Source organism: Sphingomonas sp. NPDC092440 (genome assembly GCF_044754985.1).
Classification (GTDB): domain Bacteria; phylum Pseudomonadota; class Alphaproteobacteria; order Sphingomonadales; family Sphingomonadaceae; genus Sphingomonas.
In genome coordinates, this window is record NZ_JBIVQA010000003.1 from 307921 (window position 1) to 334599 (window position 26679).

20 protein-coding genes and 1 riboswitch are annotated in these 26679 nt (G+C 68.7%); of the genes, 12 read left to right on the forward strand and 8 right to left on the reverse strand.

The features are described from left to right. Nucleotides 1–101 precede the first annotated feature (101 nt). The 4 genes from ACIQCS_RS06910 to ACIQCS_RS06925 form a co-directional block, all read right to left on the reverse strand. Nucleotides 102–233, reverse strand: a complete 132-nt coding sequence (locus ACIQCS_RS06910; RefSeq protein ID WP_256924113.1) for a hypothetical protein — start codon at nt 231–233, stop codon at nt 102–104. A gap of 94 nt (nt 234–327) precedes the next feature. Continuing rightward, on the reverse strand, nt 328–1773 hold the full coding sequence (locus ACIQCS_RS06915; RefSeq protein ID WP_345851307.1) for an AMP nucleosidase: 1446 nt from the start codon (nt 1771–1773) through the stop codon (nt 328–330). Between the two features lie 111 nt (nt 1774–1884). Then, nucleotides 1885–2139 (reverse strand): hypothetical protein, encoded by a 255-nt coding sequence (locus tag ACIQCS_RS06920; RefSeq protein WP_345851308.1) that lies wholly within the window; start codon nt 2137–2139, stop codon nt 1885–1887. 77 nt (nt 2140–2216) lie between these two features. Then, nucleotides 2217–2699, reverse strand: coding sequence for a peroxiredoxin (locus ACIQCS_RS06925; protein WP_345851309.1), 483 nt, complete (start codon nt 2697–2699; stop codon nt 2217–2219). Nucleotides 2700–2802: 103 nt separating this feature from the next. Here ACIQCS_RS06925 and ACIQCS_RS06930 point away from each other — a divergent pair, with 103 nt between their 5' ends. After that, nucleotides 2803–3363 carry a YqgE/AlgH family protein gene (locus ACIQCS_RS06930; RefSeq protein ID WP_345851310.1) on the forward strand — a complete coding sequence of 187 codons (561 nt, stop codon included), beginning with the start codon at nt 2803–2805 and terminating at the stop codon, nt 3361–3363. A 59-nt stretch (nt 3364–3422) separates the two neighbouring features. Here the strand turns inward: ACIQCS_RS06930 and ACIQCS_RS06935 are convergent, their stop codons facing one another. The 3 genes from ACIQCS_RS06935 to metE all read right to left on the reverse strand — a co-directional run bounded on the left by ACIQCS_RS06935 (nt 3423) and on the right by metE (nt 7072). Further along, nucleotides 3423–3881, reverse strand: a complete 459-nt coding sequence (locus tag ACIQCS_RS06935; protein WP_345851311.1) for a hypothetical protein — start codon at nt 3879–3881, stop codon at nt 3423–3425. A gap of 147 nt (nt 3882–4028) precedes the next feature. Continuing rightward, nucleotides 4029–4772: a hotdog domain-containing protein gene (locus ACIQCS_RS06940; protein ID WP_345851313.1), complete on the reverse strand. Its 744-nt coding sequence runs from the start codon at nt 4770–4772 to the stop codon at nt 4029–4031. After that, entirely contained in the window at nt 4772–7072 is a 2301-nt protein-coding gene (gene metE / locus ACIQCS_RS06945; protein ID WP_345851314.1) for a 5-methyltetrahydropteroyltriglutamate--homocysteine S-methyltransferase, read from the reverse strand. Before metE ends, ACIQCS_RS06940 begins: the two co-directional genes overlap by 1 nt. 108 nt (nt 7073–7180) lie before the next feature. Beyond that, a riboswitch (cobalamin riboswitch) is annotated at nt 7181–7378 on the reverse strand. A gap of 140 nt (nt 7379–7518) precedes the next feature. Between metE and ahcY the strand changes: the two genes are divergently transcribed. From ahcY to trxA, 9 genes are all read left to right on the forward strand, one after another. Beyond that, entirely contained in the window at nt 7519–8919 is a 1401-nt protein-coding gene (gene ahcY / locus ACIQCS_RS06950) for an adenosylhomocysteinase (RefSeq protein ID WP_086129168.1), read from the forward strand. A 330-nt stretch (nt 8920–9249) separates the two neighbouring features. Then, on the forward strand, nt 9250–12219 hold the full coding sequence (locus tag ACIQCS_RS06955) for a TonB-dependent receptor plug domain-containing protein (protein WP_345851317.1): 2970 nt from the start codon (nt 9250–9252) through the stop codon (nt 12217–12219). 150 nt (nt 12220–12369) lie between these two features. Beyond that, entirely contained in the window at nt 12370–14709 is a 2340-nt protein-coding gene (locus tag ACIQCS_RS06960; protein WP_345851318.1) for a HAMP domain-containing sensor histidine kinase, read from the forward strand. 137 nt (nt 14710–14846) lie between these two features. Then, nucleotides 14847–15290 (forward strand): tRNA (adenosine(37)-N6)-threonylcarbamoyltransferase complex ATPase subunit type 1 TsaE, encoded by a 444-nt coding sequence (tsaE, locus tag ACIQCS_RS06965; RefSeq protein WP_280281806.1) that lies wholly within the window; start codon nt 14847–14849, stop codon nt 15288–15290. Next, complete coding sequence (locus ACIQCS_RS06970; RefSeq protein ID WP_345852091.1) at nt 15287–16279, forward strand: phosphotransferase; 993 nt, start codon at nt 15287–15289, stop codon at nt 16277–16279. Before tsaE ends, ACIQCS_RS06970 begins: the two co-directional genes overlap by 4 nt. After that, entirely contained in the window at nt 16276–17037 is a 762-nt protein-coding gene (locus ACIQCS_RS06975; protein ID WP_280281807.1) for a nucleotidyltransferase family protein, read from the forward strand. The genes ACIQCS_RS06970 and ACIQCS_RS06975 overlap by 4 nt, the downstream gene beginning before the upstream one ends. 165 nt (nt 17038–17202) lie before the next feature. Then, on the forward strand, nt 17203–20136 hold the full coding sequence (gene addB / locus ACIQCS_RS06980; RefSeq protein WP_345851321.1) for a double-strand break repair protein AddB: 2934 nt from the start codon (nt 17203–17205) through the stop codon (nt 20134–20136). A gap of 146 nt (nt 20137–20282) precedes the next feature. After that, nucleotides 20283–23705, forward strand: a complete 3423-nt coding sequence (gene addA, locus ACIQCS_RS06985; protein ID WP_345851322.1) for a double-strand break repair helicase AddA — start codon at nt 20283–20285, stop codon at nt 23703–23705. Nucleotides 23706–23759: 54 nt separating this feature from the next. Further along, the gene (gene trxA, locus ACIQCS_RS06990; RefSeq protein WP_345851324.1) at nt 23760–24080 is read left to right on the forward strand and encodes a thioredoxin; all 321 of its coding nucleotides are present in this window, start codon (nt 23760–23762) and stop codon (nt 24078–24080) included. Between the two features lie 138 nt (nt 24081–24218). Here the strand turns inward: trxA and argJ are convergent, their stop codons facing one another. After that, nucleotides 24219–25445, reverse strand: a complete 1227-nt coding sequence (gene argJ, locus ACIQCS_RS06995) for a bifunctional glutamate N-acetyltransferase/amino-acid acetyltransferase ArgJ (protein ID WP_345851325.1) — start codon at nt 25443–25445, stop codon at nt 24219–24221. Nucleotides 25446–25501: 56 nt separating this feature from the next. On the opposite strand from argJ, the gene ACIQCS_RS07000 reads away from it, so the two are divergent. Together ACIQCS_RS07000 and ACIQCS_RS07005 are read left to right on the forward strand one after the other, a co-directional pair. Continuing rightward, a complete protein-coding gene (locus ACIQCS_RS07000) occupies nt 25502–26293 on the forward strand; it encodes an energy transducer TonB (RefSeq protein ID WP_345851326.1) in 792 nt (263 codons plus the stop codon). Nucleotides 26294–26364: 71 nt separating this feature from the next. Next, nucleotides 26365–26670: a hypothetical protein gene (locus ACIQCS_RS07005; RefSeq protein ID WP_345851327.1), complete on the forward strand. Its 306-nt coding sequence runs from the start codon at nt 26365–26367 to the stop codon at nt 26668–26670. Nucleotides 26671–26679 lie beyond the last annotated feature (9 nt).

The following is a 26679-nucleotide window of genomic DNA, read 5'->3' on the forward strand; positions in this document are numbered from 1 at the left end:
GCGACCTGACCATCATCCCGGCGAAAGCCGGGATCTCAGGCGAAGGCAGGGGCCCGAAGTCCCACAAGATCCCGGCTTTCGCCGGGATGACGGCTGGAAGTTCAGGCCGGCGGATCGCTGTCCGGGATCATGCTCTCGTCGGCGATCTGCGCGTCCCATTCGGCCGAGCTGTCGGTGCCGTCGGGCTGGTGCGCGCGGGGTGGTTCTTCCTGCGTTTCCTCGGGATCGATCACGGTTCGTCTCCGCAAAGGGCTCAACTCACGCAGTCTAGCACAGGTCGCTTCCCCATGCGTCATCCCCGCCGGCGCGGGGACGACGCGGGGACGCTCATCGGAAGGGCGGCTCGTTGAACGCGCGCAGCTTGCGTGAATGGAGGCGCGGGCCCTCGCGGCGCAGTTCCTCGCAGGTCTCGATGCCGATCTTCAGATGCTCGGCGATGGCGCGCTCGTAGAAGCGGTTGGCCTGGCCGGGCAGCTTGAGCTCGCCGTGGAGCGGCTTGTCCGAGACGCAGAGGAGCGTGCCATAGGGCACGCGGAACCGGTAACCCTGCGCGGCCAGCGTGGCCGATTCCATGTCGATGCCCACCGCGCGGCTCAGCGAGAAGCGCAGCGCCGACTTGGAATAGCGCAGCTCCCAGTTGCGGTCGTCGGTGGTGACGATGGTGCCGGTGCGCAGCCGCTGCTTCAGCTCCTCGCCCGACTGGCCGGAGACCGTTTCGGCGGCGCGGGCAAGGGCGAGCTGCACTTCGGCGATCGCCGGGATCGGGATTTCCGGCGGCAGCACATCGTCCATGATGTGGTCGTCGCGCAGATAGGCATGGGCGAGGACATAGTCGCCGATCCGCTGGCTGGGGCGCAGGCCGCCGCAATGGCCGATCATCAGCCATGCCTCGGGGCGCAGCACGGCCAGGTGATCGGTGATCGTCTTGGCGTTGGACGGGCCGACGCCGATATTGACCAGGGTGATGCCCGATCCGTCGGCCGCCATCAGGTGATAGGCGGGCATCTGGTGCCGGCGCCAGGCCGAGGTGTCGTTGAGCAGCCGATCGGTATCGTCGCCCGCCTCGACCAGGATGCCGCCCGCGCCGGAGACGCCGGTGAAGCGGCTCCCCTCGCCGAGCTGGTCGACCGCCCAGCGGACGAACTCGTCGACATAGCGGTGATAGTTGGTGAACAGGATATATTGCTGGAAATGCTCCACCGGGGTGCCCGTATAATGGCGCAGCCGGGCCAGCGAGAAATCGGTGCGCAGCGCGTCGAACAATGCGAGCGGGCGCGTGTCGTCGGTCGACATCCACAGCCCGTCGGCGATCTCGTCGCCGATATGCGCCAGCTCGGTCGCCGGGAAATGGCGGCCCAGCTCGGTGACCGAGATCTGGTCCATATTGGCGATATGACCGGGATCGAGGACATAGGGGAAGGGGATCTCCTGCCGCCCGGTGACGGCATGGACCTCGACGTCATAATCCTCGATCAGGAAGGTCAGCTGCTCGGTGAGGTAGCGGCTGAACATCGCCGGGCGAGTGACCGAGATGCGATATTCGCCTTCCTCGACCAGCCGGCCGAAGGAGCGGCGCGGGGTGGGGCGGCCGCGTTCCTCGCCGCCGCGATAGGTGAGGCGCAGCTCGGGATAGGCGAAGCTGCCATCGGCCCGATCCTCCGGGCTCGGCGGCGTGCCGTCGTTGATATAGCGGTTGAGGGCGGCCTTGAGACGCTCGACCGAGGCGCTGTAGAGGCGCTCGAGATCGGCGACGATATCGGAAGCTTGAGTCATCTTGCAGGGCTAGAGCGCAAAGATGACGCTGGCAAGACCATGGGGGCAAGACCATGGGCCAGGGCAAGGCCCGGCCCAGGCCGCCCCTCCCCGTGGGGAGGGGATTTTGCCTTACTTCTTCGCCTTGGCGGCCGCCGGCTCCTTGTCGCCGCCCAGCTGGGTGGCGGCATAGGCGGCACCGCCCACCGCGGCGGCAACCCCGGCGGCGATGCCCGCCGCGGCGATCGGGTGTTCCTTCACGGCGGCGACGGTGGCGTCCACCGCGTCGCCGATCGCTTCCTGGGCCTGGGCGAGGAAGCCCTTCGCCTCTTCCTTGGCTTCCTCGATCGTCTCGGGAATTGCGTTGCCAGTTTCGGTGTCGGCCATGTCGGTCCCTTTCTGAAAAGCTCGCCGGATCAACTCCGGCGAGCCCCCGGCGGTTCCGTTACGCCGCCATGTTCAGATCACAGCTTGCCGAGCAGATATTCGGCCGAGCTGACTTCGAACTGGCCCGGTGCCTCGATGTGCAGCTGCTCGACCACGCCATCGTTCACCAGCATCGAGAAGCGCTGGCCGCGCGTGCCCATGCCGAACTTCGAGCCGTCCATGGTCAGGCCCAGCGCCCTGGGGAAGTCGCCATTGCCGTCGGCGAGCATCGTCACCTTGCCGGCCACGCCGCTCGCCTGGCCCCAGGCGCCCATCACGAACGCGTCGTTGACGGCGGTGCAGGCGATCTCGTCCACGCCCTTCGCCTTGATCTCCTCGGCCTTCTCCACGAAGCCCGGCAGGTGCTTGGCCGAGCAGGTGGGAGTGAAGGCGCCCGGCACCGAGAAGAGCGCGACCTTGCGGCCGGCGAAGAAATCGTCCGAGCCGATCTGCTCGGGGCCGCCCTCGGTCACCTTGACGAAATTGACGCTGGGGATGCGGTCGCCAACCTGGATGGTCATTCTACTCTCCTCGGGAATGATTGAGTCGCCTGCCCCAATCGGCTCCCCGGCCATGATTTTCAAGCGTGGCGGAGCCGAAACGGTGCGGCTACGTTGATCGGCCATGGACTCGACGCGCTTCCTCACCGGCCAGTTTCTCCTCGCGATGCCCGGCATCGGCGATCCCCGCTTCGAGCGCGCGGTGATCGCGGTGTGCGCGCACGATGTGGAGGGCGCGCTCGGCATCGGCATCGGCGACACGATCGAGGGGCTGACCCTGCACGACCTGCTCGAGCAGTTCGAGATCGCGCCCGGCGTCGCGCCCGACACGCCGGTGCATTTCGGCGGACCGGTGGAGCCGCGCCGCGGCTTCGTGCTCCACTCGCCCGACTGGGGCGGGCAGGACACGATCGACGTGGGCGGCCGCTGGTCGCTCTCGGGCACGATCGACGTGTTGCGTGCGATCGCGGAAGGGACGGGGCCGTCCCGGTGGCTGGTCGCGCTGGGCTATGCCGGCTGGGGCGAGGGGCAGCTCGACAGCGAGATGGCGCGCCATGGCTGGTTCAACACCGTCGGCACGCCCGACCTGATCTACGATATCGATGCCGAGGATCGCTGGACGGTGGCCTTTGCCGGGGCGGGCATCGATCCGCGGCTGCTGGCGAACAGCGCGGGTACCGCCTGAGGCGCGGGATCGAGGCGGCATGGGCGCGCGGTCCGAGCGGTTACCGCCCCGTGCCGCGCTCAGTGCTTCGCGTCGGGGTCCGGCTCGTCGTCGCCACGGACATAGACCTTGCCTTCCAGCATCTTGATGCGGATCAGCGTGTCCTGGTGCGGCGTGGTGCAGAAGCTGGAGGTGCCGCTGATCTCGGTCTTCTCGCGAGTCTCGCGATGCCGGAGCACGAAGCGGACGGGCATGCTGCAGGTGTCGGCACTGCCCGTCTTGAAACGCAGCGTCGCCTTGCTCGGCCAGAGGGGTTCGGCGAACTGGTTGTGGCTCCAGCGCGGGTTCTGCCCGGGCTTGGCGGCGTCGAGGTAGAAGCCGACCACGTCATAGCCGCTGGTATCGTTGACGATCAGCACGCAGCCGAGGCTCCAGCAATTGTCCCGGACCTGTTTGCTGGCGCCCCGCATGATCATCATCATCGCCTGGGCATTCTCGAAGGACATGCCGCGCGGTGGCACCACGCCGACGCTGTTCACGTCCTGGGAGGCCCCTCCTTCCTGCGCGGACGCCGGGCGAGCAAGGGCAATCGCAAGCAACGATGCGGACGCGATGAGGCGGAACATGGGATGGCTCGCACTACGGTTTGGACGCGAAGCGCCCTATGCCTTGTCCCGGGAGATTCGTCACTCGCCAAATTGCGCCGAAGCGGTGGCGACCATCACGAATTCGGCCGAAGCCGCGCGCCGCCGCCGGGCGCTGAGCAGATCCTCCGCCCACAGCTCCACCCGCACGCGCCGCGACCGGTTGCCGCGCATGATGATGCGGGCGGCCAGCTCGACCATTTCGCCCTCATGGATCGGCGTCGTGAAGTCGACGCGGTCCGAGGCGGCCATCACCATCACTTTCCGCGTGTCGCGCGTGGAGGCGATGAAGGCGGCCTTGCCGAGCATGCGCAGCGCATCGCCGCCGAACAGCGTGCCGTAATGGTTGGTCTGGGGCGGGAACACCATGTCGGCCATCACCAGCACGCCCTCCGGTTCGGCTTCGGAGCCTGTCGGGGATGGGGCGAGGGGCGGCAGGGGGGCTGCCGCTCCCTCGCGCGCCACCAGTGTGAAGCGGCCGCGCGTGCACAGCCGCCGCTCCCCGCTGAGCAGCGCCTCGGCGAGCAGCTCGACTTCGACGTCGAGCGAGCGGGTGCCGGTGCGGACCACCCGGCCCGTCGCCTCGATCAGTTCGCCCTTCAGCGCGGGGGCGGCGAAGTCGATCCGTTCCGAGGCGGCGGTGACGAAGGGCGCCCGGCCATGGCGCGAGGCGGCGAGGAACGCCACCTTGTCCATGTGCGCGAGCGCGACTCCGCCGAACAGCGTGCCATGGTGGTTGGTGTCGCCCGGGAACACCATGTCGATGAGGCGGACGACACCCGCCATCAGGCCGGCTCCGCCACGCGGACGCGCAAGGTCCGCGCCGCCGCGACCATCGCGTCGATCGCCGGCCGCACTTCCTCCCATTTGCGGGTCTTCAGCCCGCAATCGGGATTCACCCAGAGCTGCTCGGGCGCCAGATGCGCCTGGGCAAGCCGCATGAGCTGGACGATCTCGTCGACCGAGGGTACGCGCGGCGCGTGGATGTCGTAGACGCCCGGCCCGATCGCGCTCGGATAACGATAGGCGGCGAAGCCCTCGAGCAGCTCCATCTGCGAGCGGGCCGTCTCGATGGAGATCACGTCGGTATCCATCGCGCCGATCGCCGGCAGGATATCGTTGAACTCCGAATAGCACATGTGCGTGTGGATCTGCGTCGCATCGCCCACGCCCGCGGCCGTGAGCCGGAAACAATCCACTGCCCAGTCGAGATAGGCCTGCCAGTCGCGCTTGCGCAGCGGCAGGCCCTCGCGCAGCGCCGCCTCGTCGATCTGGATCGCCTTGCAGCCGGCCTTTTCGAGATCCACCACCTCGTCGCGGATCGCCAGCGCGATCTGGGCGCAGGAGGCCGAGCGCGGCTGATCGTCGCGCACGAAGCTCCAGTTGAGGATCGTGACGGGGCCGGTGAGCATGCCCTTCATCGGCCTGTCCGTGAGCGACTGGGCGTAGCGCCACCATGCCACCGTCATCGGCCTGGGGCGCGAGACATCGCCATAGAGGATCGGCGGGCGCACGCAGCGCGAGCCATAGGACTGGACCCAGCCGTTCACCGTGAAGGCGAAGCCGGCGAGCTGCTCGCCGAAATACTGGACCATGTCGTTGCGCTCGAACTCGCCGTGCACCAGCATGTCGAGGCCCGCTTCCTCCTGCCAGCGGACGGTGCGCTCGGTCTCCTCGCGCAGGAACTGTTCGTACGCGGCATCGCCGAGGTTGCCGCGGTTATGCTCGGCACGGGCATGGCGCACCTCGGCGGTCTGCGGGAAGGAGCCGATCGTGGTCGTGGGGAAGGGCGGCAGTGCCAGCACCGCCGCCTGCGCCGCGGCGCGGGCCGCATAGGGCGACTGGCGGCTGCGCATCGCTTCGCTGACCGATGCGGCGCGGGCTGCGACCAGCGGATCGTGGATGCGCGGCGAGACCGTGCGCGCCGCCGCGGCCCGGCCGGAAGCGGCCAGCTTTTCCGCCACCCAGTCGCGGCCGCCGTTCAGCGCGTCCTTCAGCGTCACCAGCTCGTCGATCTTCTGCACCGCGAAGGCGAGCCATTGCTTGATCTCGTCGTCGAGCTTCGGCTCGAGCGCGAGGTCGACGGGCACGTGGAGCAGCGAGCAGGACGGGGCGAGCACGATATCGCGCATGGCGGCGATCGGCTCGATCCGGTCGAGCAGCGCCTCGAGGTCGGCGCGCCAGATGTTGCGGCCGTCGATCACGCCGAGCGAGAGCAGCAGGCCCTTGGGCGCGGCGACAAGGATCCGATCGAGCTGGTCCGGCGCCCGCACTAGATCCAGGTGCAGGCCGGCGACGGGCAGGTTCACCGCGAGGGTGAGATTGTCCTCCAGCCCGCCGAAATAGGTGGCGAGCATGATCTTCAGGCCCAGGCGCGGCAGCTTGGCATAGGCGCGGGTTACCGCCGCGCGCTGGCGCTCATCCAGGTCGAGCGCCAGGATCGGTTCGTCGATCTGCACCCACTCGGCGCCGGCATGGGCGAGCTGGGTGAGCACCGCCGAATAGAGGCCGAGCACATCGTCCAGGAAGGCGAAGGGATCCACGTCGCGCCCCTTGGCAAGGCTGAGCCAGGTGACGGGGCCGAGCAGCACCGGCCGCGTCTCGTAGCCGAGCGCCTTGGCCTCGCGATATTCGTCGACGATCTTGGAGGAGGAGAGGGCGAGCTTCTGTCCCGCGGCCAGCTCGGGGACCATATAGTGGTAGTTGGTGTCGAACCACTTGGTCATTTCCTGGGCGGTATGGCCATGGCCGTGCGCGCAGCCCGCGTCGTCACCCGTGGTGCCGCGCGCCATCGCGAAATAGGTGCCCAGATCGGCGGTGCCGGCGGCAACGCCGTAGCGCTCGGGAACGGCGCCCAGCATCAGGCTGGTGTCGAGCACGTGATCGTAGAAGGAGAAGTCGTTGCTCGGCAGCCAGTCGGCGCCGAGTGCGGCCTGGCGGGCCCAGGCCGCGGCGCGCAGGCCGGCGGCGGCTTCGAGGAGCTCCGCCTCGGTGGATTTGCCGCTCCAGAATTTCTCGAGCGCGAATTTGAGCTCGCGCCGCGGGCCGATCCGCGGAAAGCCGAGCGTGGCAACAGTGACGGTCATGGTCTTCATACCCCGATGAAGGACGGGGGAGACCGGCTTGGACACAGGCAGGCCCGGACGGTCGCCCGTCCGCGGCATGCAAGCGGCCAGACCGGGCACCCCGCCGGTGGACGTTATCGCGTCAAAGGCAGGTCTCCTGGCTTGCGGGTCAGCGCGGACGATCCGTCTTCCCAGGGCGGTAAGGCCCCAGTGACTTGGGTGGATCGCCGCTCGCCGCTTACAGTTGCGGGGGCAGCGCCGGACTTGCACCGGCTTCCCGTCTTAGCTTCCGGGCAGGCCGGAAGAACCTCGACACCCCAAGCATCCGCTTGTCCGCGGCCGCCGTCAAGGGTCATATAAAGATATCTTTATATTTGGAATTGCACCTGCCCGGCGAAGCGGCTAGGGCGCCCGCATCGCGGCCGGCGATTCCCGGCGCGCAATCGATTCACATCTGGAGACAGCTCGTGGCTACCGTGCTCGACAAGGATTACGTCGTTAAGGACATCACTCTGGCGGATTTCGGCCGCGCCGAGATCAATATCGCCGAGACGGAGATGCCCGGCCTGATGGCGCTGCGTTCGGAGTTCGGCGCGTCGCAGCCGCTCAAGGGCGCGCGCATCACCGGCTCGCTCCACATGACGATCCAGACCGCCGTGCTGATCGAGACGCTGACCGCGCTCGGCGCGCAGGTCCGCTGGGCGACCTGCAACATCTTCTCGACGCAGGACCATGCCGCCGCCGCCATCGCCGCCTCGGGCGTGCCGGTGTTCGCGGTGAAGGGCGAGAGCTTGGCCGAATATTGGGACTATGTCGGCTCGATCTTCGACTGGGGCGACGAGACCTGCAACATGATCCTCGACGATGGCGGCGACGCGACCATGTTCGCGCTGTGGGGCGCCAAGCTCGAGGCCGGCCAGTCGTTCGGCGAGCCGGAGAATGACGAGGAAGTCGAGATGCAGCGCGCGGTGAAGGAATTCATCAAGCGCAAGCCGGGCTACCTCACCGAGACGGTGAAGAACATCAAGGGCGTCTCGGAAGAGACCACCACCGGCGTGCACCGCCTCTATCACATCGCCAAGAAGGGCGAGCTGCCCTTCCCGGCGATCAACGTCAACGACAGCGTCACCAAGTCGAAGTTCGACAACCTCTATGGCTGCAAGGAATCGCTGGTCGACGCGATCCGCCGCGGCACGGACGTGATGCTGGCCGGCAAGGTTGCGACCGTCGCGGGCTTCGGCGACGTCGGCAAGGGTTCGGCCGCGTCGCTGCGCAACGGCGGGGCGCGCGTGCTCGTCACCGAGATCGACCCGATCTGCGCGCTGCAGGCGGCGATGGAAGGCTATGAAGTCGTCACGATGGAAGAGGCGGTCACCCGCTCGGACATCTTCGTGACCGCCACCGGCAATGCCGATGTGATCACCGCCGAGCACATGGCCGGCATGAAGAACATGGCGATCGTCTGCAACATCGGCCATTTCGACAGCGAGATCCAGATTTCGGGCCTGTCGAACTACAAGTGGACTGAAGTGAAGCCGCAGGTCGACCTGGTCGAGTTCCCGGACGGCAAGCAGATCATCATCCTGTCGAAGGGCCGCCTGGTGAACCTGGGCAACGCCACCGGCCACCCGTCGTTCGTGATGTCGTCGTCGTTCACCAACCAGACGCTGGCGCAGATCGAGCTGTGGACCAAGTCGGACACGTACAAGAACGACGTGTACGTCCTGCCGAAGCACCTCGACGAGAAGGTCGCCGAGCTGCACCTCGAGAAGCTGGGCGTGAAGCTCACCAAGCTCTCGAAGAAGCAGGCCGATTATATCGGCGTGCCGGTGGAAGGGCCGTTCAAGCCGGATCACTATCGCTACTGATCCTATCGCGGGCGCTACTGATCCTATCGCGGGATCGTGCGAGAACGAGAATGGGCCGCGCTCCCTGGGGGAGCGCGGCCCTCTTCGTTAAGGTCTTCGTTACTGTAACATTGTTGTAATTATGCAACGCACTGAGAGAAAGCGTTGTGGACCCGCAACTAACCCACCGTTTCCTACGTCCTGATCCTGCTTCGGACAAAAGCTAGCAACAATCGATTCCGAGGACGGGACAGTCTTTTTCTAAAGGGATGTAGCATGCGTCGTTTTCTCTCCCCCCAGCACGACCGCTTGTCATTGACCGCGTCTGCCGCGGTTCTTGCTCTTGCTCTGATGGCCACCCCGGCGGCCGCGCAGACTTCCGACCAGACCCAGGCGCAGGACGCCCCGGCTGCCCAGGACGATCAGCCCGCCGCTGCCGAGGGCACGATCGTCGTGACCGGCTCGCGCATCGCGCGCCCCGAGTTCGACACCGTGCAGCCGACCCAGGTGGTCGGCGCCGCCCAGATCGAGTCGCGCGGCTACACCAATGTCGGCCAGGCGCTGCGTGAAATTCCGTCCTTCGGCCCGCCGGGCAACAGCGCGGTCGGCGCGCAGTCGTCGTTCGGCCCGGCGCAGACCTTTGTCGACTTCTTCGGCCTCGGCACGCAGCGCACGCTCGTGCTGGTCAACGGCCGCCGCTTCGTCTCGTCGAACACGGCGAGCATCTTCGGCCCGGTCTCGCCGGGCAGCCAGGTCGACCTCAACAACATCCCGACCACGCTGGTCCAGCGCATCGAGACCGTCGCCATCGGCGGCGCGCCGATCTACGGCTCGGATGCGATCGCGGGCACCGTGAACGTCATCCTCAAGAAGGATTATGAGGGCCTGGAGATCGGCGGCCAGTACGGCATCTCGCAGGAAGGCGATGCCCCCGAGGCGCGCATCAACATCCTGGCCGGCAAGAACTTCGCCGGCGGCCGCGGCAACATCGTGATCGCGGGCGAGTACAACAAGACCACCGGCTTCACCTCGGCCGACCGGGCGATCACCGCGGCGGGCAACTTCTTCGGCACGCCGCCGGCTTCGCTGGGTTCGCCCTTCCAGCGCGTGCTCTATCCGTCGCAGCGCTACACCGCCTTCACTTCGGGCGGCGTGCCGTTCAGCGACGACGATTTCCTCGCCTCGCGCTCGGGCATTCGCGATGCCAGCGGCCAGCTCCTCCAGTTCGGTCCCAATGGCCGCCTCGTCCCGCTCAACCTCGGCACGGTGATGCGCCAGGGCTTCATCAGCAGCGGCGGCAACGGCTTCGACCTGCCGGCGCAGAGCAACCTGCTCACCAGCTCGGAGCGCTACCTGGTCAACGCGCAGCTCAACTATGAGCTGACCGACCATATCCGCTTCTTCGGCGAGGCCTGGTATTCGCACAACAAGGGCGTCAACCTGATCGACCAGCCCAACTACAACACCGCGCTGTTCGATGCCGCCGGCACGCCCGACGGCAACCTGCTGCTGTCGATCAACAATCCGTTCCTGAACCCGGCCGACCGCGCGACGATCGCGGCCAACCTGCCGGCGGGTGCGACCCAGTTCTATGTCGGGCGCGCGCTTTCCGACCTGACCACCGGCCGCGCCGAGGCGAATGTCGAAACCTATCGCTTCGTCGGTGGCTTCGCGGGCGACTTCTCGCTCGGCAGCCGCCAGTTCCAGTGGGAAGTGTCGGCGAACTACGGCCGTTCGCAGACGGTCGGCAAGAACTACGAGCTGGTCAACGACAACTTCTTCAACGCGCTCGACGCGGTGCAGGACGTCAACGGCAACATCGTGTGCCGTCCGGGCTACACCAACTCGCCCGCCCAGACGATCAGCAGCACCTGCGCGCCGCTGAACATCTTCGGCGTCGGCCAGGCGAGCCAGGCCGCGAAGGACTATATCTTCGCGATCGCCCGTCCGGTCTCGACCAACGATCAGCTGGTGTTCAACGCGAACGTCACCGGCCCGGTGTTCTCGCTGTTCGGCAACGACGTCAGCGTCTCGCTCGGCTATGAGCATCGCCGTGAATCGACCAAGTTCGATCCGGGCTCCTACTATTACGGCCATGACAATGGTGACGGCACGCGCACCCAATATGGCCGCATCATTCCGATCGATCCGATCAAGGGCTCGTTCAATACCAACGAAGTGTTCGGCGAACTTCGCGTGCCGTTCGTTACGCCGGAAAACGGCCTGAGCTGGCTGAAGACGGTCGAGTTCGACGGTGCGGCGCGCTGGGTGCACAACTCGCTGTCGGGCGGCGATCTCACCTGGACCGCGGGCGGCCGCATCGGCTTCGTCCGCGACATCACGTTCCGCGGCAACTTCACGCGGTCGATCCGCTCGCCGGCCATCACCGAGGCGTTCAACCCGACCTCGCGGGCCTTCGACGTGGGCAGCGATCCGTGTGACACGCGCTATGTCGGCAGCGGCCCGAACCCGGCCGTCCGCAAGGCAAACTGCACCGCGGCGGGCATCGACACCACCAACTTCACGTCGAACTACAGCGACTTCACCGTGCCGGTGACAGTCTCGGGCAATCCGGGGCTGAGCAACGAGAAGGCGAATAGCTGGACCGTGGGCGCGGTGATCCAGCCGAGCTTCGCGCGCAGCTTCACGCTGGCGGTGGACTGGGTGGACATCAAGCTGACCGACGCGATCACCTCGCTCGGCGGCGATGACATCCTCAATGCCTGCTATGACTCGCCCAGCTATCCGAACAGCTTCTGCGGCCTTGTCGATCGTGATGCCAACGGTCAGATCACGATGATCCGCGAAGGCTATTACAACGCGGCGTCGTACAAGACCTCGGGTCTGACGGTCACCGGCGCCTATCGCCTGCCGCTGGAGCGCGTCGGGCTCAACAATGCCGGCGTGATCGGTCTCTCGGTGAACTATTTCTACCGCGACAAGCTGGAGCAGCGCGTCGGCACCGGCGACGTCAACCATCTTGCGGGCGAGATCGGCTATCCGCACCATTCGGGCACGGCCAATTTCACCTATGAGAGCAAGGGCTTCAACGCGCTCGTCCAGGCTCAGTATTTCGGCAAGAGCCGGTATGACGTCGACGAGGCGCCCAATGCCCGCAACATCATGGGCGTGGGCGACTGGTGGCTGTTCAACGCCACGGTCGGCACGCGTGTGAACGACCAGTTCAGCCTGAAGCTGATCGTCGACAACGTGTTCAACGTGAAGCCGCCCTATCCGGCGCCGGCCGGCGGCGGCACCGTCACTTATTATTCGGGAATTCTCGGCCGCTATGCGCGCATCGCGGCGAGCGTGAAGTTCTGATCGTCAACTCCGGTTGATGGGAGAACGAAGGGGTCCGGCTTGCCGGGCCCCTTTTTCGTTTGCGCGCGGGCAGGATGCAGCCTTTCCGACCGGCGATGCATTGCCTAAAGGTTGCGCCATGACAGTGCGCAGAAGCTGCGGGGACGCGGCTTGATCCACATTTCCCAGGCATCCGCGGTCGTCGCGGGAGCGGTCCTCGCGCTGCTGCTGATCGGTGCCGTCTGGGCCCTGTATCTGGGCCTGCGCGCCCGTGCCGAGGCCGCCGCGATCGCCGATGCCAATGCCCGCCTCTCCGCGCTGGTGAGCGGATCGCCGGCCCAGGCGATGCTGGTCCGCGCCGATGGCCGTATCGAGCTGCCGCGCCGGCTGGGCGACTGGCTCGGCTTCCAGGAACTGCCGCGCGAGCTGGCCGAATTGAGCGGGGACGGGGCCGGGCTGCTGCCCGAGGATGCCGATGCGCTCGGCGTGCGCGTCGCCGCCGCGCAGAAGGCGGGCAAGCCGTTCAGCCTCTCCGTGCGGGCATGCGGCTCGGAGCGTGCCCTGCTGGTGATCGGCGAGCGCGCGCCCCAGGCCGTCAACGCGCCGGGCGGCGTGGTGCTGTGGTTCCTCGATGCGACCGAGAGCCAGGCCGAGATCAATCGCCTTCAGCGCGAGGCCACGCGCCTGCGCGCCGCCTTCGATGCGCTCACCGCCCTGATCGAGGCCGCGCCGATGCCGATGTGGTATCGCGGCGGCGACTTGCGCCTGCTCATGGTCAATTCGGCCTATGTCCAGGCAGTCGAGGGCAAGGATGCCGAGGATGTGGTCGCGCGCGGGCTGGAGCTGGTCGAGGGCGTCGGGCTGGGCGGGCCGCTCGCCAATGCCGCGATCGCGCGCGATACCGGCGAGCCGCAGACCGCGGCGATGCCGGCGACGATCGGCGGCAAGCGTCGCATGCTGCGCCTGCACGACATGCCGCTGCCCACTGGCGGCGTCGCGGGCTTCGCGGTGGACATCGAGGAGCTGGAGCAGGCGCGGGGCGGCCTGAAGCGCTTCGCCGCGGCCCAGCGCGCGATGCTCGACCGGATCTCGGCCGGCGTGGCCCAGTTCGGGGCGGATCGCAGCCTCATCTTCTCGAACCAGCCCTTCCGCCGCATGTTCGCGGTGAAGAACGAATGGCTGGCCGACCGGCCCGAATTCGATCGCGTGCTCGATCGGATGCGCGAGGCCAATCGCCTGCCCGAGGTTCGCGACTATCCGGCCTGGAAGGCGGAGCGGCGCGAATGGTTCGTCTCGCCCGATGCCGTGGAGGAGACGTGGAGCCTGGGAGCCACGCATCTGCGCGTCGTCGCCCAGCCATTGCCCGAGGGCGGGCTGCTGCTGCTGTTCGAGGACCAGACCCAGCAGTTCGAGCTGCAGCGCGAGCATGGCGAGATGCAGCAGGTGCGCACCGCCACGCTGGAGAGCCTGGCCGAAGCGGTCGCGGTGTTCGGCAAGGGCCGGCTCCAGCTGTGGAACCGCAAGTTCCGCCAGGTCTGGGATTTCGAGGATGCCTTCCTCGACGGCCATCCGCAGGTGCAGCAGCTGGTCCGCGCCGCCGGGCCGCGGCTCGCCAAGTCGGCGCGCGCCGAAGTGATCGGCGATCTGATCCGCATCGCCGCGCAGGATCGCCAGTCGCGCGGCTCCAGCATCGCCTTTGCCGATGGCAGGCATTTCGACATCACCGCAGTGCCGTTGCCCGACGGCAACGCCCTGGTGACGATGCTCGACACCACCGATCACCACCGCGCCGAGCGGGCGCTGCGTGACCGCAACGAGGCGCTGGAAGCGGCCGATCGGGTGAAGACCGCCTTCGTGGCGAACATGAGCTACGAGCTGCGCACGCCGCTCACCTCGATCAAGGGCTTTGCCGAGATGCTGCACGGCGGCTTTGCCGGCCCGCTGAGCGCGAGCGGCGGGGAATATGCCGAGGCGATCCTGGTCTCGGTCGAGCGGCTGGGCCTGCTGATCGACGATGTGCTCGACCTGACCCAGAGCGAGGGAGCGCCGCTGGAGACGGCTCCGGTCGACATCGAGATCGCCGCGCAGAATGCCGCCGAGGCGGTGGCGCCGCTCGCCAGGGCCAAGGGGATCGAGCTGGTGGTCGAGGATGCCGGCAGCGCGGGCAGCATCACCGGCGATGCCCGGCGCATCCGCCAGGTGATCGAGCACCTTCTGCGCCATGCCGTGGCGGCGACGCCGGAGCAGGGGCGCGTGCTGCTGCATCTCGACGGCAACAAGCGAGTCGCGCGGGTGATCGTTTCGGACAATGGCCCGGGCATGAGCCGCGAGGCGGCGGCGAGTGCGTTCGATCGCTTTGCCCAGTTCGGCAATGCCCGGGGCGGCGAGCGGGCCACCGGGCTCGGCCTGCCGCTCGCCCGGCAGTTCGTCGAGGCGCATCGGGGCCGGATCGAGCTGATCTCGGAGCCGGGCGAGGGGACGCTGGTGACGGTGGAGCTGCCGCGGAAATAATCCATTCCCCTCCCTGGAAGGGAGCGCACAGGTCTAATCCTCACCGGGCACTCCGGCTCGCCAGCGTTCGAAGTCCTGTTCTCGCCGCTCATCCCCAAGGAAGTGTTCAATCCCGGCGCGGGTGATAAAGGAACGCCATGCTGCTGCGCTCGCCGGAAGAATCGCTCGAACTGGGCCGTCGCCTGGCCGGGCTGGCGCGCCCGGGCGACGTGATCGCGCTGTCCGGTCCGCTGGGCGCGGGCAAGACGAGCATCGCGCGCGGGCTGCTCGCCGCGCTCGGGCTGGAGGGCGAGGCGCCGTCGCCCAGCTTCGCGATCGTCCAGCCCTATGACCCGCCCGAGGTGCGCTTCCCGGTGCTCCATGTCGACCTCTATCGGCTCGACGATCCCTCCGAGGCGGCGGAACTGGGTCTGGACGATGCCCGAATCGATTCGCTGCTGATCGTCGAATGGCCCGAGCGGCTGGGGGAGGCGGCATGGCAGGATGCGCTGTGGCTGTCCCTGGATGTGGCACCGGACGGCGCGCGCGCCTTGACAGCGAAAGTGCCGGCGGCATGGAAGGACCGATGGTTCCCGACATGAATCCGCCCGCCGCGGCGCCCGACTTCCTGATAGCCGCCGGCTGGGGCGGCGCCGAGATCCGCCCGCTCGCCGGCGATGCCTCGTTCCGGCGCTATTTCCGCGTGGTGGAGCATGATCGCACCGCGATCCTGATGGATGCGCCGCCGCCGCACGAGGATCCGCGCCCCTTCATCAACGTCGCGCGCTGGCTGACCGGCAACGGCTTCGCCGCGCCCGAGATCCTGCACGAGGACCTGACCGAGGGGCTGGTCCTCATCCAGGACTTCGGCGACGCCCGCATGCGCGAGACGGTCGATGCCGCGCCCGAGAGCGAGCTGCGCCTCTACGAGGAAGCGATCGACCTGCTCATCCGCCTCGCCAGCTATCCCGCCGCGGCCGAGCTGCGGCCCTATAGCCATGCCGAATATCAGCGCGAGGTGAGCCTGCTTCCCGAATGGTACTGCCCGGCGGTCGGCCTGGATGTCGATCTCGACGGCTATCGCGCCGCCTGGGACCAGGTGCTGGCGCCGGTGCTCGCGGGTCACACGCCTGTGACGGTGCTGCGCGACTATCATGTCGAGAACATCATGCTGATCGACGGTAGCGCGGAAACCTTGGGCCTTCTCGACTTTCAGGACGCGCTGGCGGGCCACCCTGCCTATGACCTCGTCTCGCTGCTGCAGGACGCGCGCCGCGACGTGCCCGAGACGCTGGAGACCGCGATGCTCGATCGCTACAAGCGCATCACCGGCGCGGGCGACGCCTTCGACGTGGCCTATCACGTGCTGGGCGCGCAGCGGAACGCCAAGATCGTCGGCATCTTCACCCGGCTGTGGAGGCGCGACGGCAAGCCGCGCTATCCGGGCCTGTGCCCGCGCGTCTGGACTTATCTCAACCGCGACCTGCAGCATCCCGCGCTCAAGCCCGTCGCCGACTGGTTCGAGGCCAATATCCCCGCCGACATGCGCGGTGATCCGCTGACGATCGCAGGTTCCGGCGCCGGCGCATGAAACAGTCCGCCACCTATTCGCTGCGCCCCAATCCGGACGTGGCCATGCCGGAGACGGCGATGGTGATGGCCGCAGGCCTGGGCAAGCGCATGCGCCCGCTCACCGTCACGCGTCCCAAGCCGCTGGTGGAAGTCGCCGGTAAGCCGCTGCTCGACCATACCATGGACCATCTGCGCGACGCCGGGATCAAGCGCGCGGTGGTCAACGTCCATTATCTCGCGGACCAGGTGGAGGCGCATCTGAAGGCCCGGGCCGGCGATATCGAGGTGCTGATCTCGGACGAGCGCGCCCAGTTGATGGAGACCGGCGGCGGCATCGTCCAGGCGCGGGCGATGCTGGGCGACAAGCCCTTCTTCACCGTGAACAGCGACACGCTCTGGGTCGACGGGCCGATCGACGCGCTCCATGCGCTGGCGGCCGCCTGGAACGACGAGAAGATGGACGCGCTGCTGCTGCTCGTGCCGCTGGCGCGTGCGTTCAGCCATCGGGGACAGGGCGATTTCCGTCTCGATCCGCTGGGCCGCATCACCGAGCGCCGCAAGCCGGGCCGCCTTGCGCCCTTCGTCTATGCCGGCGCCCAGATCCTCCACCCGCGCGCGATCCGCGACTGGCCGGAGGGGCCGTTCTCGACCAACCTGTTCTGGAACCGCGCGATGGAGCAGGGGCGGTTGTGGGGCGTGGTCCATCAGGGCCTGTGGTTCGATGTCGGCACGCCATCGGCGGTGAAGGAAGCCGAAGAGGTTCTGGCCGAGATGTGACGCGAAGCGTCATCCCGGCGAAAGCCGGGATGCCAGGTCGCAAGCCCGCCGCCTTGATCCGTCATCCGGGCGAAAATCAGAATCCCGTGCGGCGCCTTCCCTGTGCCATCGCCTGAGATCCCGGCTTTCGCCGGGATGACGATTACGGCTAAGCCTGACCCACCCATGCCCACTGCCCTCCGCCTCTACACCATCCCCCCGCACCGCGCCTTTGCGGACGCGCTGGCGAACGGGCTGATCCGGCGCTTCGGCGGCGACCCGATGGGCCTGGCACGCGGGCTGGTCCTGCTCCCCAACAACCGTGCCAAGAGGGCGATCCAGGACGCCTTTGTCCGCGCCAGCGGTGGCGGCTTGCTCCTGCCGCGGCTCGTCGCGGTCGGCGATCCCGAGCTGGACGAGGCGGTGTTCGATGCGGCCGGCGATCCCGACCTCGTGCCGCCCGCGGTCCAGCCGCTCCAGCGCCAATTGATCCTCGCGCGCCTGATCCAGGAGGCCGAGCCCCGCCACGACGCCGCCGAGGCCGTCCGCCTCGCCGGCGATCTCGCCGCCACGCTCGACCAGCTGCTCATCGAGGAAGTTTCGCCCCGCCGGCTCCGGGAGCTGGACCTGGGGCCGGAGCTCTCCGCCCATTGGGAGCGCTCGCTCAAGCTGTTCGAGATCGTGCTCGAACGCTGGCCCAGGGAGCTCGCCCGCCTCGGCCGCATCGACCTCGCCGATCGCCGCCGCCTGCTGATCGACAAGGTGACGAGGCGCTGGAAGGCGAGCCCGCCCCAGGGCTTTGTCTGCGCCGCCGGCATCACCGCGAGCGCGCCGGCCATTGCCCGGCTCCAGCGGATGGTGGCGAGCCTGCCCAGGGGCATGGTGGTGCTTCCCGACCTCGCCATCGCGATCTCCGATGCCGAATGGGAGATGCTCGGCCCGCATGCGCCCGACCCGGTCACCGGCCGGCGCCGCCGCAATCTCGAGACGCACCCGCAATTCCACCTCAAGCTCCTGCTGGAGCGGATGGGCGTCCATCGCAGCGAGTTCGATCCCTGGCGCGCCGCCAGCGAGCATGACGCGGCGCCCTCGCGCAGCAAGGCGATCGCCTCGGCGATGCAGCCGCCCGAGCTGACCCATGGCTGGACCACGCTGCCGGAGCGCGAGCGCCGGCTCGATGGCGTCCGCGCCCTCGAAGTCGCCACGCCGGCGGAAGAGGCCCAGGCCATCGCCCTGGCGCTGCGCCAGACGCTGGAGACTCCCGGCCGCACCGCCGCGCTGGTCACGCCCGATCGTGCGCTCGCCCGCCGCGTCGCCGCGCATTGCGCGCGCTGGGGCATCGCGATCGACGATTCCGCCGGCCAGCCGCTCTCGATCCTGCCGCCGGGCACGCTGCTGCTGGCGCTGGCCGATGCCGCCGCCCAGCGCTTCGCGCCGCTGCCGCTGCTCACGCTCCTCAAGCACCCGCTGGTGATGCCCGAGGCGCGCACCGAATGGCTGGAAGGTGCCCGCCTGCTCGATCGCGCGCTGCGCGGGCCGCGCCCGGCACCCGACCTTACCGGCATCGATCGCCATCTGGCGGAGCAGGAGGGCAGGGACGGCCCCCTCCGCCAGGCCGCCGCGCAATGGTGGCCGGCGGCTCGGGCGCTGCTGGAGCCGCTCGAGGGCGCTTGCGGGGGCGGGCCCCAGCCGATCCCCGTCCTGCTCGCCGCGTTGCGCGAGGCCGCCCAGGCGCTTGGCGGCGACGGTCTGTGGAGCCGGGCCGAGGGGCGCGCCGCCGCGACATTGCTCGATGATCTCGAGCGCGAAGCCGGCGACGGCCCACGCCGCGCCGATCCGGACATGCTCGCGCCGATGCTGCGCACGCTGATGGACCAGATCGCGGTGCGCCCGCCCCAGGGCGGCCATCCGCGCCTCGCCATTCTCGGCCAGCTCGAAGCGCGGTTGCAGACCGCCGACCTGATGATCCTCTCCGGGCTCAACGAAGGCGTGTGGCCGGGCCTGCCGGCGCCCGATCCCTGGCTGGCGCCGCGCATCCGCGCCGAGCTGGGCCTGCCCGGCCTGGAGCGCCGCATCGGCCTGGCGGCGCACGACCTGGCCGGCGCGCTGGGTGCGCCCGAGGTGCTGCTCACCCGCGCCCGGCGCGACGCCACCGCGCCGACCATCGCCTCGCGCTTCTGGCTGCGGCTCGAAGCGCTGTCTGGCGGCCTGGATCGCGCCGAGGATCTCGCCGTCTGGCTGCGCGCGATCGACGATCCCGGCGTCCATGAACCGGCCGAGCGCCCCGAGCCTTCGCCGCCGATGGGGGACCGTCCCAAGGCGATCTCGGTGACCGAGGTGGATCGCCTGAAGGCCGATCCCTATGCCTTTTACGCGCGCCGCATGCTCAAGCTCATGCCGCTCGATCCGGTCGATGCCGATCCCAGCGCGGCGTGGCGCGGCACTGCGGTGCACGACGTTCTTCAGAAATGGTTCGAACTCGATGGCTGCGATCCGGCAAGGCTCCGCGCGCGTGCGGAGGCGATGCTGGTGGACGAACGCACCCATCCGATGATGCGCGCGCTCTGGCAGCCCCGGCTGATGGAGGCGATCGACTGGATCGCCCGCCAGATCGCCGAGAATCCGGAGCGCAAGGTGCTTGCGGTCGAGCGTGACGGCGAGGTCGAGTTCGCCGGCGTGACGCTGCGCGGCAAGTTCGACCGGATCGACCGCCTGCCCGATGGCGGCCTGGCGATCGTCGACTACAAGACCGGCCAGCCGCCCAGCACCCGCGCCGTGCGCGCCGGGTTCAGCCTCCAGCTCGGCCTGCTCGGCCTGATCGCCGAGCGGGGCGGGTTCGCCGATATCGCGGGCACGGCGCGGGCCTTCGAATATTGGTCGCTCGCCCGGTCCCCGCGCACCGGCGGCTTCGGCTATGTCGACAGCCCCGTGGATCCGAAGAAGAAGGAGCCGATCCCGGCCGAGGAGTTCGTCGACATCGCCGCGCATCATTTCGCCGAAGCGGTCCGCGCGTGGCTGACCGGCGACCAGCCCTTCACCGCCAAGCTGGTGCCGGAATATGCGCCTTATGCCGAATATGACCAGCTGATGCGCCGCGACGAATGGTATGGCCGTGAGTGAGGCTGTGATCTCGCATGCCCCATCCCGTCATCCCCGCGCAGGCGGGGATCCAGGGTTACTCCGCTCGGCCGGTCCCGCTTGGCTCTGGATCCCCGCCCGCGCGGGGATGGCGGATGTGGAAGCAGGGATGAGGACGGACGCGGCAAATGTCTGAAGTCCGCCCCCTCCACCCCTTGAAGGGCAATCAGAGCCGGGCAAGCGATCCGGAGCGGCACGTCTGGCTGTCCGCTTCGGCGGGCACCGGCAAGACCCAGGTGCTCGCGGCGCGCGTCTGGCGCCTGTTGCTGAACGGCACCGATCCGGGAGCGATCCTCTGCCTTACCTTCACCAAGGCCGGCGCGGCGGAGATGTCGGAGCGCATCACGAGCCGCCTGGCGCGATGGGTGCGCAGCGACGAGGGCAGCCTTCGTGCGGATCTCGCCGCATTGGGCGAGACCGCGACGCCGCAAATGATCGGCAAGGCTCGCCAGCTCTTCGCCAAGGTGCTCGACGCGCCCGGCGGCGGCATCCGCATCCAGACGATCCACAGCTTCTGCCAGTCGCTGCTCGCCGCCTTCCCGATGGAGGCGGGGCTCGTCCCCGGCTTCCGCCCGCTCGACCAGCGCGAGGAAGCAGTGCTGGCGCGCGAGGCGCTGGCCGAGATGCTGGTCGATGCCGAGCGCGAGGGGCGCGGCTGGATCGTCGACGCGGTCGGCGCGCTGTCGCTGCGGCTGGGCGAGGGCAAGGCCGAGGATTTCCTCAAGGCCTGCGCGCGCGAAGGCGAGGCGCTGGCCGAGCTGCCGATCCTGGTCCAGCCTTTCCTGCGTGAGGCGCTCGGACTTCCCGAGGGCGATGTGGACGCCGAGATCGCCCGGCGCTGTGCAGACGATGCCTTCGATCTCGGCAGCTTGCGGGCGCTCACGGTGATGAATGCCGATTGGGACACTGCGCGCGGCCGGGAGCGGGCCGACATCGCCGCCGCCTGGCTGTCCGGATCGCCCGAGGCGCGCGCCGCCGGTCTCGCCGATCTCCATTCGATCTGGGCCACCGCCAAGGGCGAGCCGCGCTCCTTCGGCAAGGGGCAGGCGCCGCAGGATCCGGCCTATGCCGATTATGCGATGCGCCTCTACGAGACCTGCACCGAACTGCTCGGCATGAAGACCCAGGCCGCCTATGCCGACCTGCTCGCTTCGGGGCTCGAAGCGGGCCGGGTCTATGCCGAGACCTATGCGCGGGCCAAACGCCGGCTCGGCGCGGTCGACTTCAACGACCTGATCCACCGCACCGTGGCCCTGCTCGCCGAGCCGGGCATGGGCGAATGGGTGCGCTTCAAGCTCGATACCGCGACCGAGCACGTCCTGATCGACGAGGCGCAGGACACCAATCCCCAGCAATGGGCGATCGTCAGCGCGATCGCGGACGAGTTCTTCGTCGGCGAGGGCGCGCGCGCGGAGACGGTCCGCACCCTGTTCACCGTGGGTGACTACAAGCAGGCGATCTTCGGCTTCCAGGGCACCGACCCGATCTTCTTCCGCGCCGCGTTCGAGCGCTTCCTCGCCAGGTCGCGCATCCATCCCGATCCGGGCTTCGAGGTGGAGCCGCGCGAAGTGGAGGAGCTGTCGCTCACGCACAGCTTCCGCTCGACCCGGCCGGTGCTGGAGTTCGTCGACGCCGCGATCGGCGCGCTGCCGGGGCCGGGCATGGGCGAGCTTTCCGACGCCGAGCCGCATGCCAGCGAAGTGCCGGGTCCAGGCACCGTGACCTTGTGGCCGCCGGTCACCGAAGGCGGCAGCGAGGCGGACGAGGAGGAGTGGGTCAGCGATGCAACCCGCGAACTGGCCAGGCGCATCGCCCGGGCAATCAAGGGCTGGATCGGCAATCTCGACCTGGAGAGCAAGGGCCGCAAGCTTGCCCCGGAGGACGTGATGATCCTGGTCAAGCGTCGCGGCGAGCTCGCCTCGCTGATCGTCGCGCGGCTCTATGCCGAGGGTGTGCCGGTGGCGGGCGTCGATCGCCTGCGCCTGAACGCGCCGCTGGCGGTGCAGGATCTGCTCGCCGCCATCCGCTTCGCACTCCAGCCCGAGGACGATCTGTCGCTGGCGTCGCTGCTCGTCTCGCCGCTGATCGGCTGGACCCAGGAGGAACTGATGGACGCCGCGGTCCGCAAGGGCGGCGGATTGTGGCGCCATCTGCGCAAGACCCAGCCAGAGGAGCGCCTGGCGCCGCTCTATGCGTTGCTCGCCCGCGCGGACATCGCCACGCCCTATCGCTTTCTGGAGGAACTGCTCTCCGGTCCCCTGGATGGCCGCCGCAAGCTGCTGCGCCGCCTGGGTGAGGAAGCGCGCGATCCGATCGAGGAGCTGCTCAATGCGACCCTCAACTTCGAAAAGGTCGCGACGCCTTCCCTGCAGCGGTTCCTCGACTGGTTCGATCGCGGCGATGTGGAGATCGTCCGCGATGCGGCCCAACCCCAGGCGGCGGTGCGGGTGATGACCGCGCATGGTGCCAAGGGCCTGCAGGCGCCCCTGGTCGTCCTCGCCGACGCCACCGTCGACCCGACGCGGTCCCCGCGCGACTTTCTGCATTGGGAACCGTCTGCCGCTTCCGGAAAGCTGCCGATCTTCCGGCCTCGCGCCGCCGAGCGGGGGGTGCTGGGGCAAGTCCTCGAAAATGCCGATGCGCGGGAGCTCAGCGAGCATTGGCGTCTGTTCTACGTGGCTGCCACCCGAGCCGAGGAGCGGCTGGTCATCGCCGGTGCCCTGGGCCCCCAGGCCAAGGGCGTCCCCCCGCAGAAGAGCTGGTATGCCGCCAGCGCCGCCGCCCTCGATGCCCTGGGCGTGGCCGAGGGGGAGGTCCGCGAATTCAAGGGATTGCAGCCCCAGGCGCCGGTTCCGGCCCGGTCCCGTCCGGCATCGGAGCCCGCCGAGGCGGCGGCGCTTCCCGGCTGGGCCCGCCGCCCCGCGCCCGAGGAGGCCCGCCCGCCGCGCCCGCTGGCACCCTCCGCGCTGGGCGACGATGCCGTGGCCGATCCGCCGCCCACGCCCGCGCTGCGCGCTGCCGCCGAGCGCGGCCGGCTGCTCCATTCCCTTTTCGAGCGATTGCCGTCGGTCAGCCCCGCCGAGCGCGCCGCCGCCGCGGAGCGCTGGCTGGCCGGGGCGGGGGGCGTCGGCGATCCGGCCCGGCGCGCCGAGCTTGTCGCCGCGGCGCTGGCGGTCACCGAGGATCCGCGCTTCGCCGAGCTGTTCGGCCCCATGTCGCTGGGGGAAGCGCCCATCGCCGCGGTGGTGGGGGATGGGCTCGTCGTCTCGGGCACGGTCGACCGGCTGGTGGTGACGCCCGGCCATGCCCGGGTGGTCGACTTCAAGACCGGCCGCCGCGCACCGGCGTCCCTGGCCGAGATCCCTCCCTATCACCTCAGGCAGATGGCGGCCTATGCCGCTGCGCTGGCGGTGATCTTTCCGGGGCGCGTGATCGAGGCTGGTCTGCTCTATGCGGCGGGGCCGGTGCTCCATCTCCTGCCGGCCGATCTGCTCTTGGCCCACAAGCCGGGCTTCACGGATATGGAGCAAAGCTTGGGCTTGCGCGCTTGACCCTGCGAGGTGCGATCATAGATTAGCGGCCGATATCGTATCAGGAGTTTGATCATGGCCACCAAGGCGACCAACGACGCCAGCTTTTCCGCAGACGTTCTCGAGGCCGACAAGCCCGTGCTCGTCGATTTCTGGGCGGAATGGTGCGGGCCGTGCAAGATCATCGCACCGGCGCTCGAGGAACTGGCCGAGGAATTGGCCGACAGGGTCGAGATCATCAAGATCGACATCGACGAGAATCCCGACGCGCCGACCAAATACGGCGTGCGCGGCATTCCCACCATGATCCTGTTCAAGGACGGCCAGCCGGCGGCAACCCAGGTCGGCGCGATGCCGAAGAGCGCGATCAAGCAATGGGTGGAGCGCTCGCTTTGACCGCGGGCGCGTCCGGCGCTGCCTGAGATCCTGGCGCTGGATTGTCTCCATCGCCATTCCCGCGAGGGCGGGGATGGCGGGGGCTAGTAACTGCGTTCGCATCCGGGCAGGCGGCGGGGCCTCCGCCTCCCCGCCGGCTCAGCTCCGGTAATCCGCGTTGATCGAGATGTATCCGTGCGTCAGGTCGCAGGTCCATACGGTGGCGCGGCCTTCGCCAAGGCCCAGTTCGACGCCAATCTCGATCTCGCGGCCCCTCAGGTGCGCGGCGACGGGTGCCTCGTCATAGCCTTCCACCGCCAGGCCGTCGCGCGCCACCTGGGTGGTGCCGAAGCGGATGGCGAGCCGGTCGCGCTCGGCGGGCTCGCCAGCCTTGCCCACTGCCATCACCACGCGGCCCCAATTGGCATCCTCGCCCGCGATCGCGGTCTTCACCAGCGGCGAATTGGCGATCGACATGGCGATGCGGTGCGCGCTCGCATCGCTCTCTGCGCCCTCGACGGTGATCTCGATGAGCTTCTGCGCGCCTTCGCCGTCGCGGACGACGAGCTGGGCGAGCTGGTGGCACAGATCCTGGAGCGCGGCGCGAAAGGCGTCGGCGCCGTCGTCCTCGTCGCTTGCCAGCACTGCATTGCCCGCGCTGCCGGTGGCGAAGGCGAGCACCGTGTCGCTGGTGGAGGTATCGCCGTCCACGGTGATGCACGAGAAGCTCTTGCGGTTGGCATCGCCAAGCGCGGCCTGCAGGAAGGCCGGGTCGACCGCGGCATCGGTGAAGAGGAAGCCGAGCATGGTCGCCATGTCCGGCGCGATCATGCCCGATCCCTTGATGATGCCGATCAGGCTGACGGTCCTGCCCCCCACCACGGCTTGCGTGACCGCGCCCTTGGCGAAGGTGTCGGTGGTCATGATCGTCGCGGCGGCATCTTCCCAGCTGCAGGGCGCGGCGGTGAACGCGCTGTCGAGGCCCGCTTCGGCCTTGTCGATCGGCAGCGGCACGCCGATCACCCCGGTGGAGGCGACGAACACGTCGGACGGCCGGCAGCCGAGATGCGCGGCGGCGCGGGCGGCGATCGCTTCCACCGCGGCGCGGCCGCGATTGCCGGTGAAGGCATTGGAATTGCCTGCATTCACCACCAGCGCCCGCGCCTCGCCCAATGGCAGCGCCTTGCGGCACCATTCCACCTCGGGCGAGGGGCATCTGCTGCCGGTCAGCACGCCCGCCACCGAAGTGCCCGGCGCTAGTTCGATGAAGGTCAGGTCGCAGCGGTCCCAGCTCTTGTATCGCGCCCGGGCGACGCGCGCGGTGACGCCGGGGATCGCCGGCAGGGCGGGAAAGGGAAGCGCAAGCGGGGAGCGTTCGATGGACATGCAAGGACCTGTTGCTAAGCTGGCGTCCGCTTCGGGCAAGCAGGGGGAAAGATCAAATGCTTTTGGTGATGCTGGCGGGGCTCGCGCCGCAGGATGCGCCGCGGGTGAAGCCGCTCAACGTCCAGGAATGGGTGACGGAGGACGATTATCCGGCGGCCGCGCTCCGCAACGGCGAGGAAGGCACGGTGCGCTTCGACCTGACGATTGCCCGCGATGGCGCGGTCGGGAAGTGCGAGATCGCCCAGCCCTCGGGCTCCGGCACGCTCGATGCCACCACCTGCACGCTGCTGACCCAGCGCGCGCGGTTCAGCACGCCCCAGGCCGACCTGCACTATCGCGGCCAGATCACCTGGAAGCTGCCGGCTGCCGTTCCCGAGCCGATCGCCTGGTCGCACAGCGCCGCGATCATCCGCCTGGCGGGCGATGGCGCCGTGCTGGGCTGCGAGGAGAAATATGAGGGCCATGTGACCGAGAAGATCGGGGAGCCCTGCTCATCCTATGGCAAGGAGATGCCCGCGATGCTGCTCGCGGCGATCGGCGGCACGGGCGCGCCGCGCACCGTGACGATGGAGCTGGCCAACTATTTCGGCGGCGAGGCCGGGCCTGCCCGCTTCCATGCCAAGGCGGGGCAGGTGATGGTGGCGCGGCGGCAGATTCAGTTCGACATCGCCGAGAGCGGCAAGGTGGAGAATTGCCGCGACGTCCCGACGGGGCAGGAGGGGGTGCTGGATTTCATGCCGAGCCCGTGCAGCTGGGGCCCCGGCCCCTATGTGCCGCCGCTCGATGCCGCGGGGAAGCCGCGTGCCACCACGGGCACGATGGAGGTAGCGATTTCGCGCACGCCCTGAGCCGGGTGATGGACAGCGCGGGGCGACGCGTTACCAATGGCGGGTCGCCAAAGACTCGAAAGGCATATTCGATGATTTTCGCTACCCTCCTGGCCCTTGCCGGCCAGACCGTGTCGGCCGTGCCGGCTTCCATCATGACGATCACCGTGCAGAAGCTGCCCGCGAGCTATCACCACGCGCCGATCGTTCATCTGGACTTCAACGAGAAGGGCGCGGTCTCGGCCTGCACGCTCGAGCAGTCGAGCGGCAGCCCGGGTATCGACAAGGTCGCCTGCCAGCAGGTTTCGACCGTTACCCTGCGGGCGGAGAAGGGCAAGGCGCCCGAATCGCGATCGGCGGCGGTGGAGTTCGTCGCGGGCCCCGCGCCGGCGCAATGATCTTCCCGG

What these genes read in the sequence shown, in the direction of transcription:
- addB (WP_345851321.1), top strand. Translation starts at nt 17,203, where the DNA reads ATGCCCACTGCCCTCCGCCTCTACACCATCCCCCCGCACCGCGCCTTT.
- ACIQCS_RS07005 (WP_345851327.1), top strand. Translation starts at nt 26,365, where the DNA reads ATGATTTTCGCTACCCTCCTGGCCCTTGCCGGCCAGACCGTGTCGGCC.
- tsaE (WP_280281806.1), top strand. Translation starts at nt 14,847, where the DNA reads ATGCTGCTGCGCTCGCCGGAAGAATCGCTCGAACTGGGCCGTCGCCTG.
- ACIQCS_RS07000 (WP_345851326.1), top strand. Translation starts at nt 25,502, where the DNA reads ATGCTTTTGGTGATGCTGGCGGGGCTCGCGCCGCAGGATGCGCCGCGG.
- trxA (WP_345851324.1), top strand. Translation starts at nt 23,760, where the DNA reads ATGGCCACCAAGGCGACCAACGACGCCAGCTTTTCCGCAGACGTTCTC.
- ACIQCS_RS06915 (WP_345851307.1), bottom strand. Translation starts at nt 1,773, where the DNA reads ATGACTCAAGCTTCCGATATCGTCGCCGATCTCGAGCGCCTCTACAGC.
- ACIQCS_RS06920 (WP_345851308.1), bottom strand. Translation starts at nt 2,139, where the DNA reads ATGGCCGACACCGAAACTGGCAACGCAATTCCCGAGACGATCGAGGAA.
- ACIQCS_RS06955 (WP_345851317.1), top strand. Translation starts at nt 9,250, where the DNA reads ATGGCCACCCCGGCGGCCGCGCAGACTTCCGACCAGACCCAGGCGCAG.
- ACIQCS_RS06970 (WP_345852091.1), top strand. Translation starts at nt 15,287, where the DNA reads ATGAATCCGCCCGCCGCGGCGCCCGACTTCCTGATAGCCGCCGGCTGG.
- ACIQCS_RS06940 (WP_345851313.1), bottom strand. Translation starts at nt 4,772, where the DNA reads ATGGCGGGTGTCGTCCGCCTCATCGACATGGTGTTCCCGGGCGACACC.
- ACIQCS_RS06925 (WP_345851309.1), bottom strand. Translation starts at nt 2,699, where the DNA reads ATGACCATCCAGGTTGGCGACCGCATCCCCAGCGTCAATTTCGTCAAG.
- argJ (WP_345851325.1), bottom strand. Translation starts at nt 25,445, where the DNA reads ATGTCCATCGAACGCTCCCCGCTTGCGCTTCCCTTTCCCGCCCTGCCG.
- metE (WP_345851314.1), bottom strand. Translation starts at nt 7,072, where the DNA reads ATGACCGTCACTGTTGCCACGCTCGGCTTTCCGCGGATCGGCCCGCGG.
- ACIQCS_RS06930 (WP_345851310.1), top strand. Translation starts at nt 2,803, where the DNA reads ATGGACTCGACGCGCTTCCTCACCGGCCAGTTTCTCCTCGCGATGCCC.
- ACIQCS_RS06975 (WP_280281807.1), top strand. Translation starts at nt 16,276, where the DNA reads ATGAAACAGTCCGCCACCTATTCGCTGCGCCCCAATCCGGACGTGGCC.
- addA (WP_345851322.1), top strand. Translation starts at nt 20,283, where the DNA reads ATGTCTGAAGTCCGCCCCCTCCACCCCTTGAAGGGCAATCAGAGCCGG.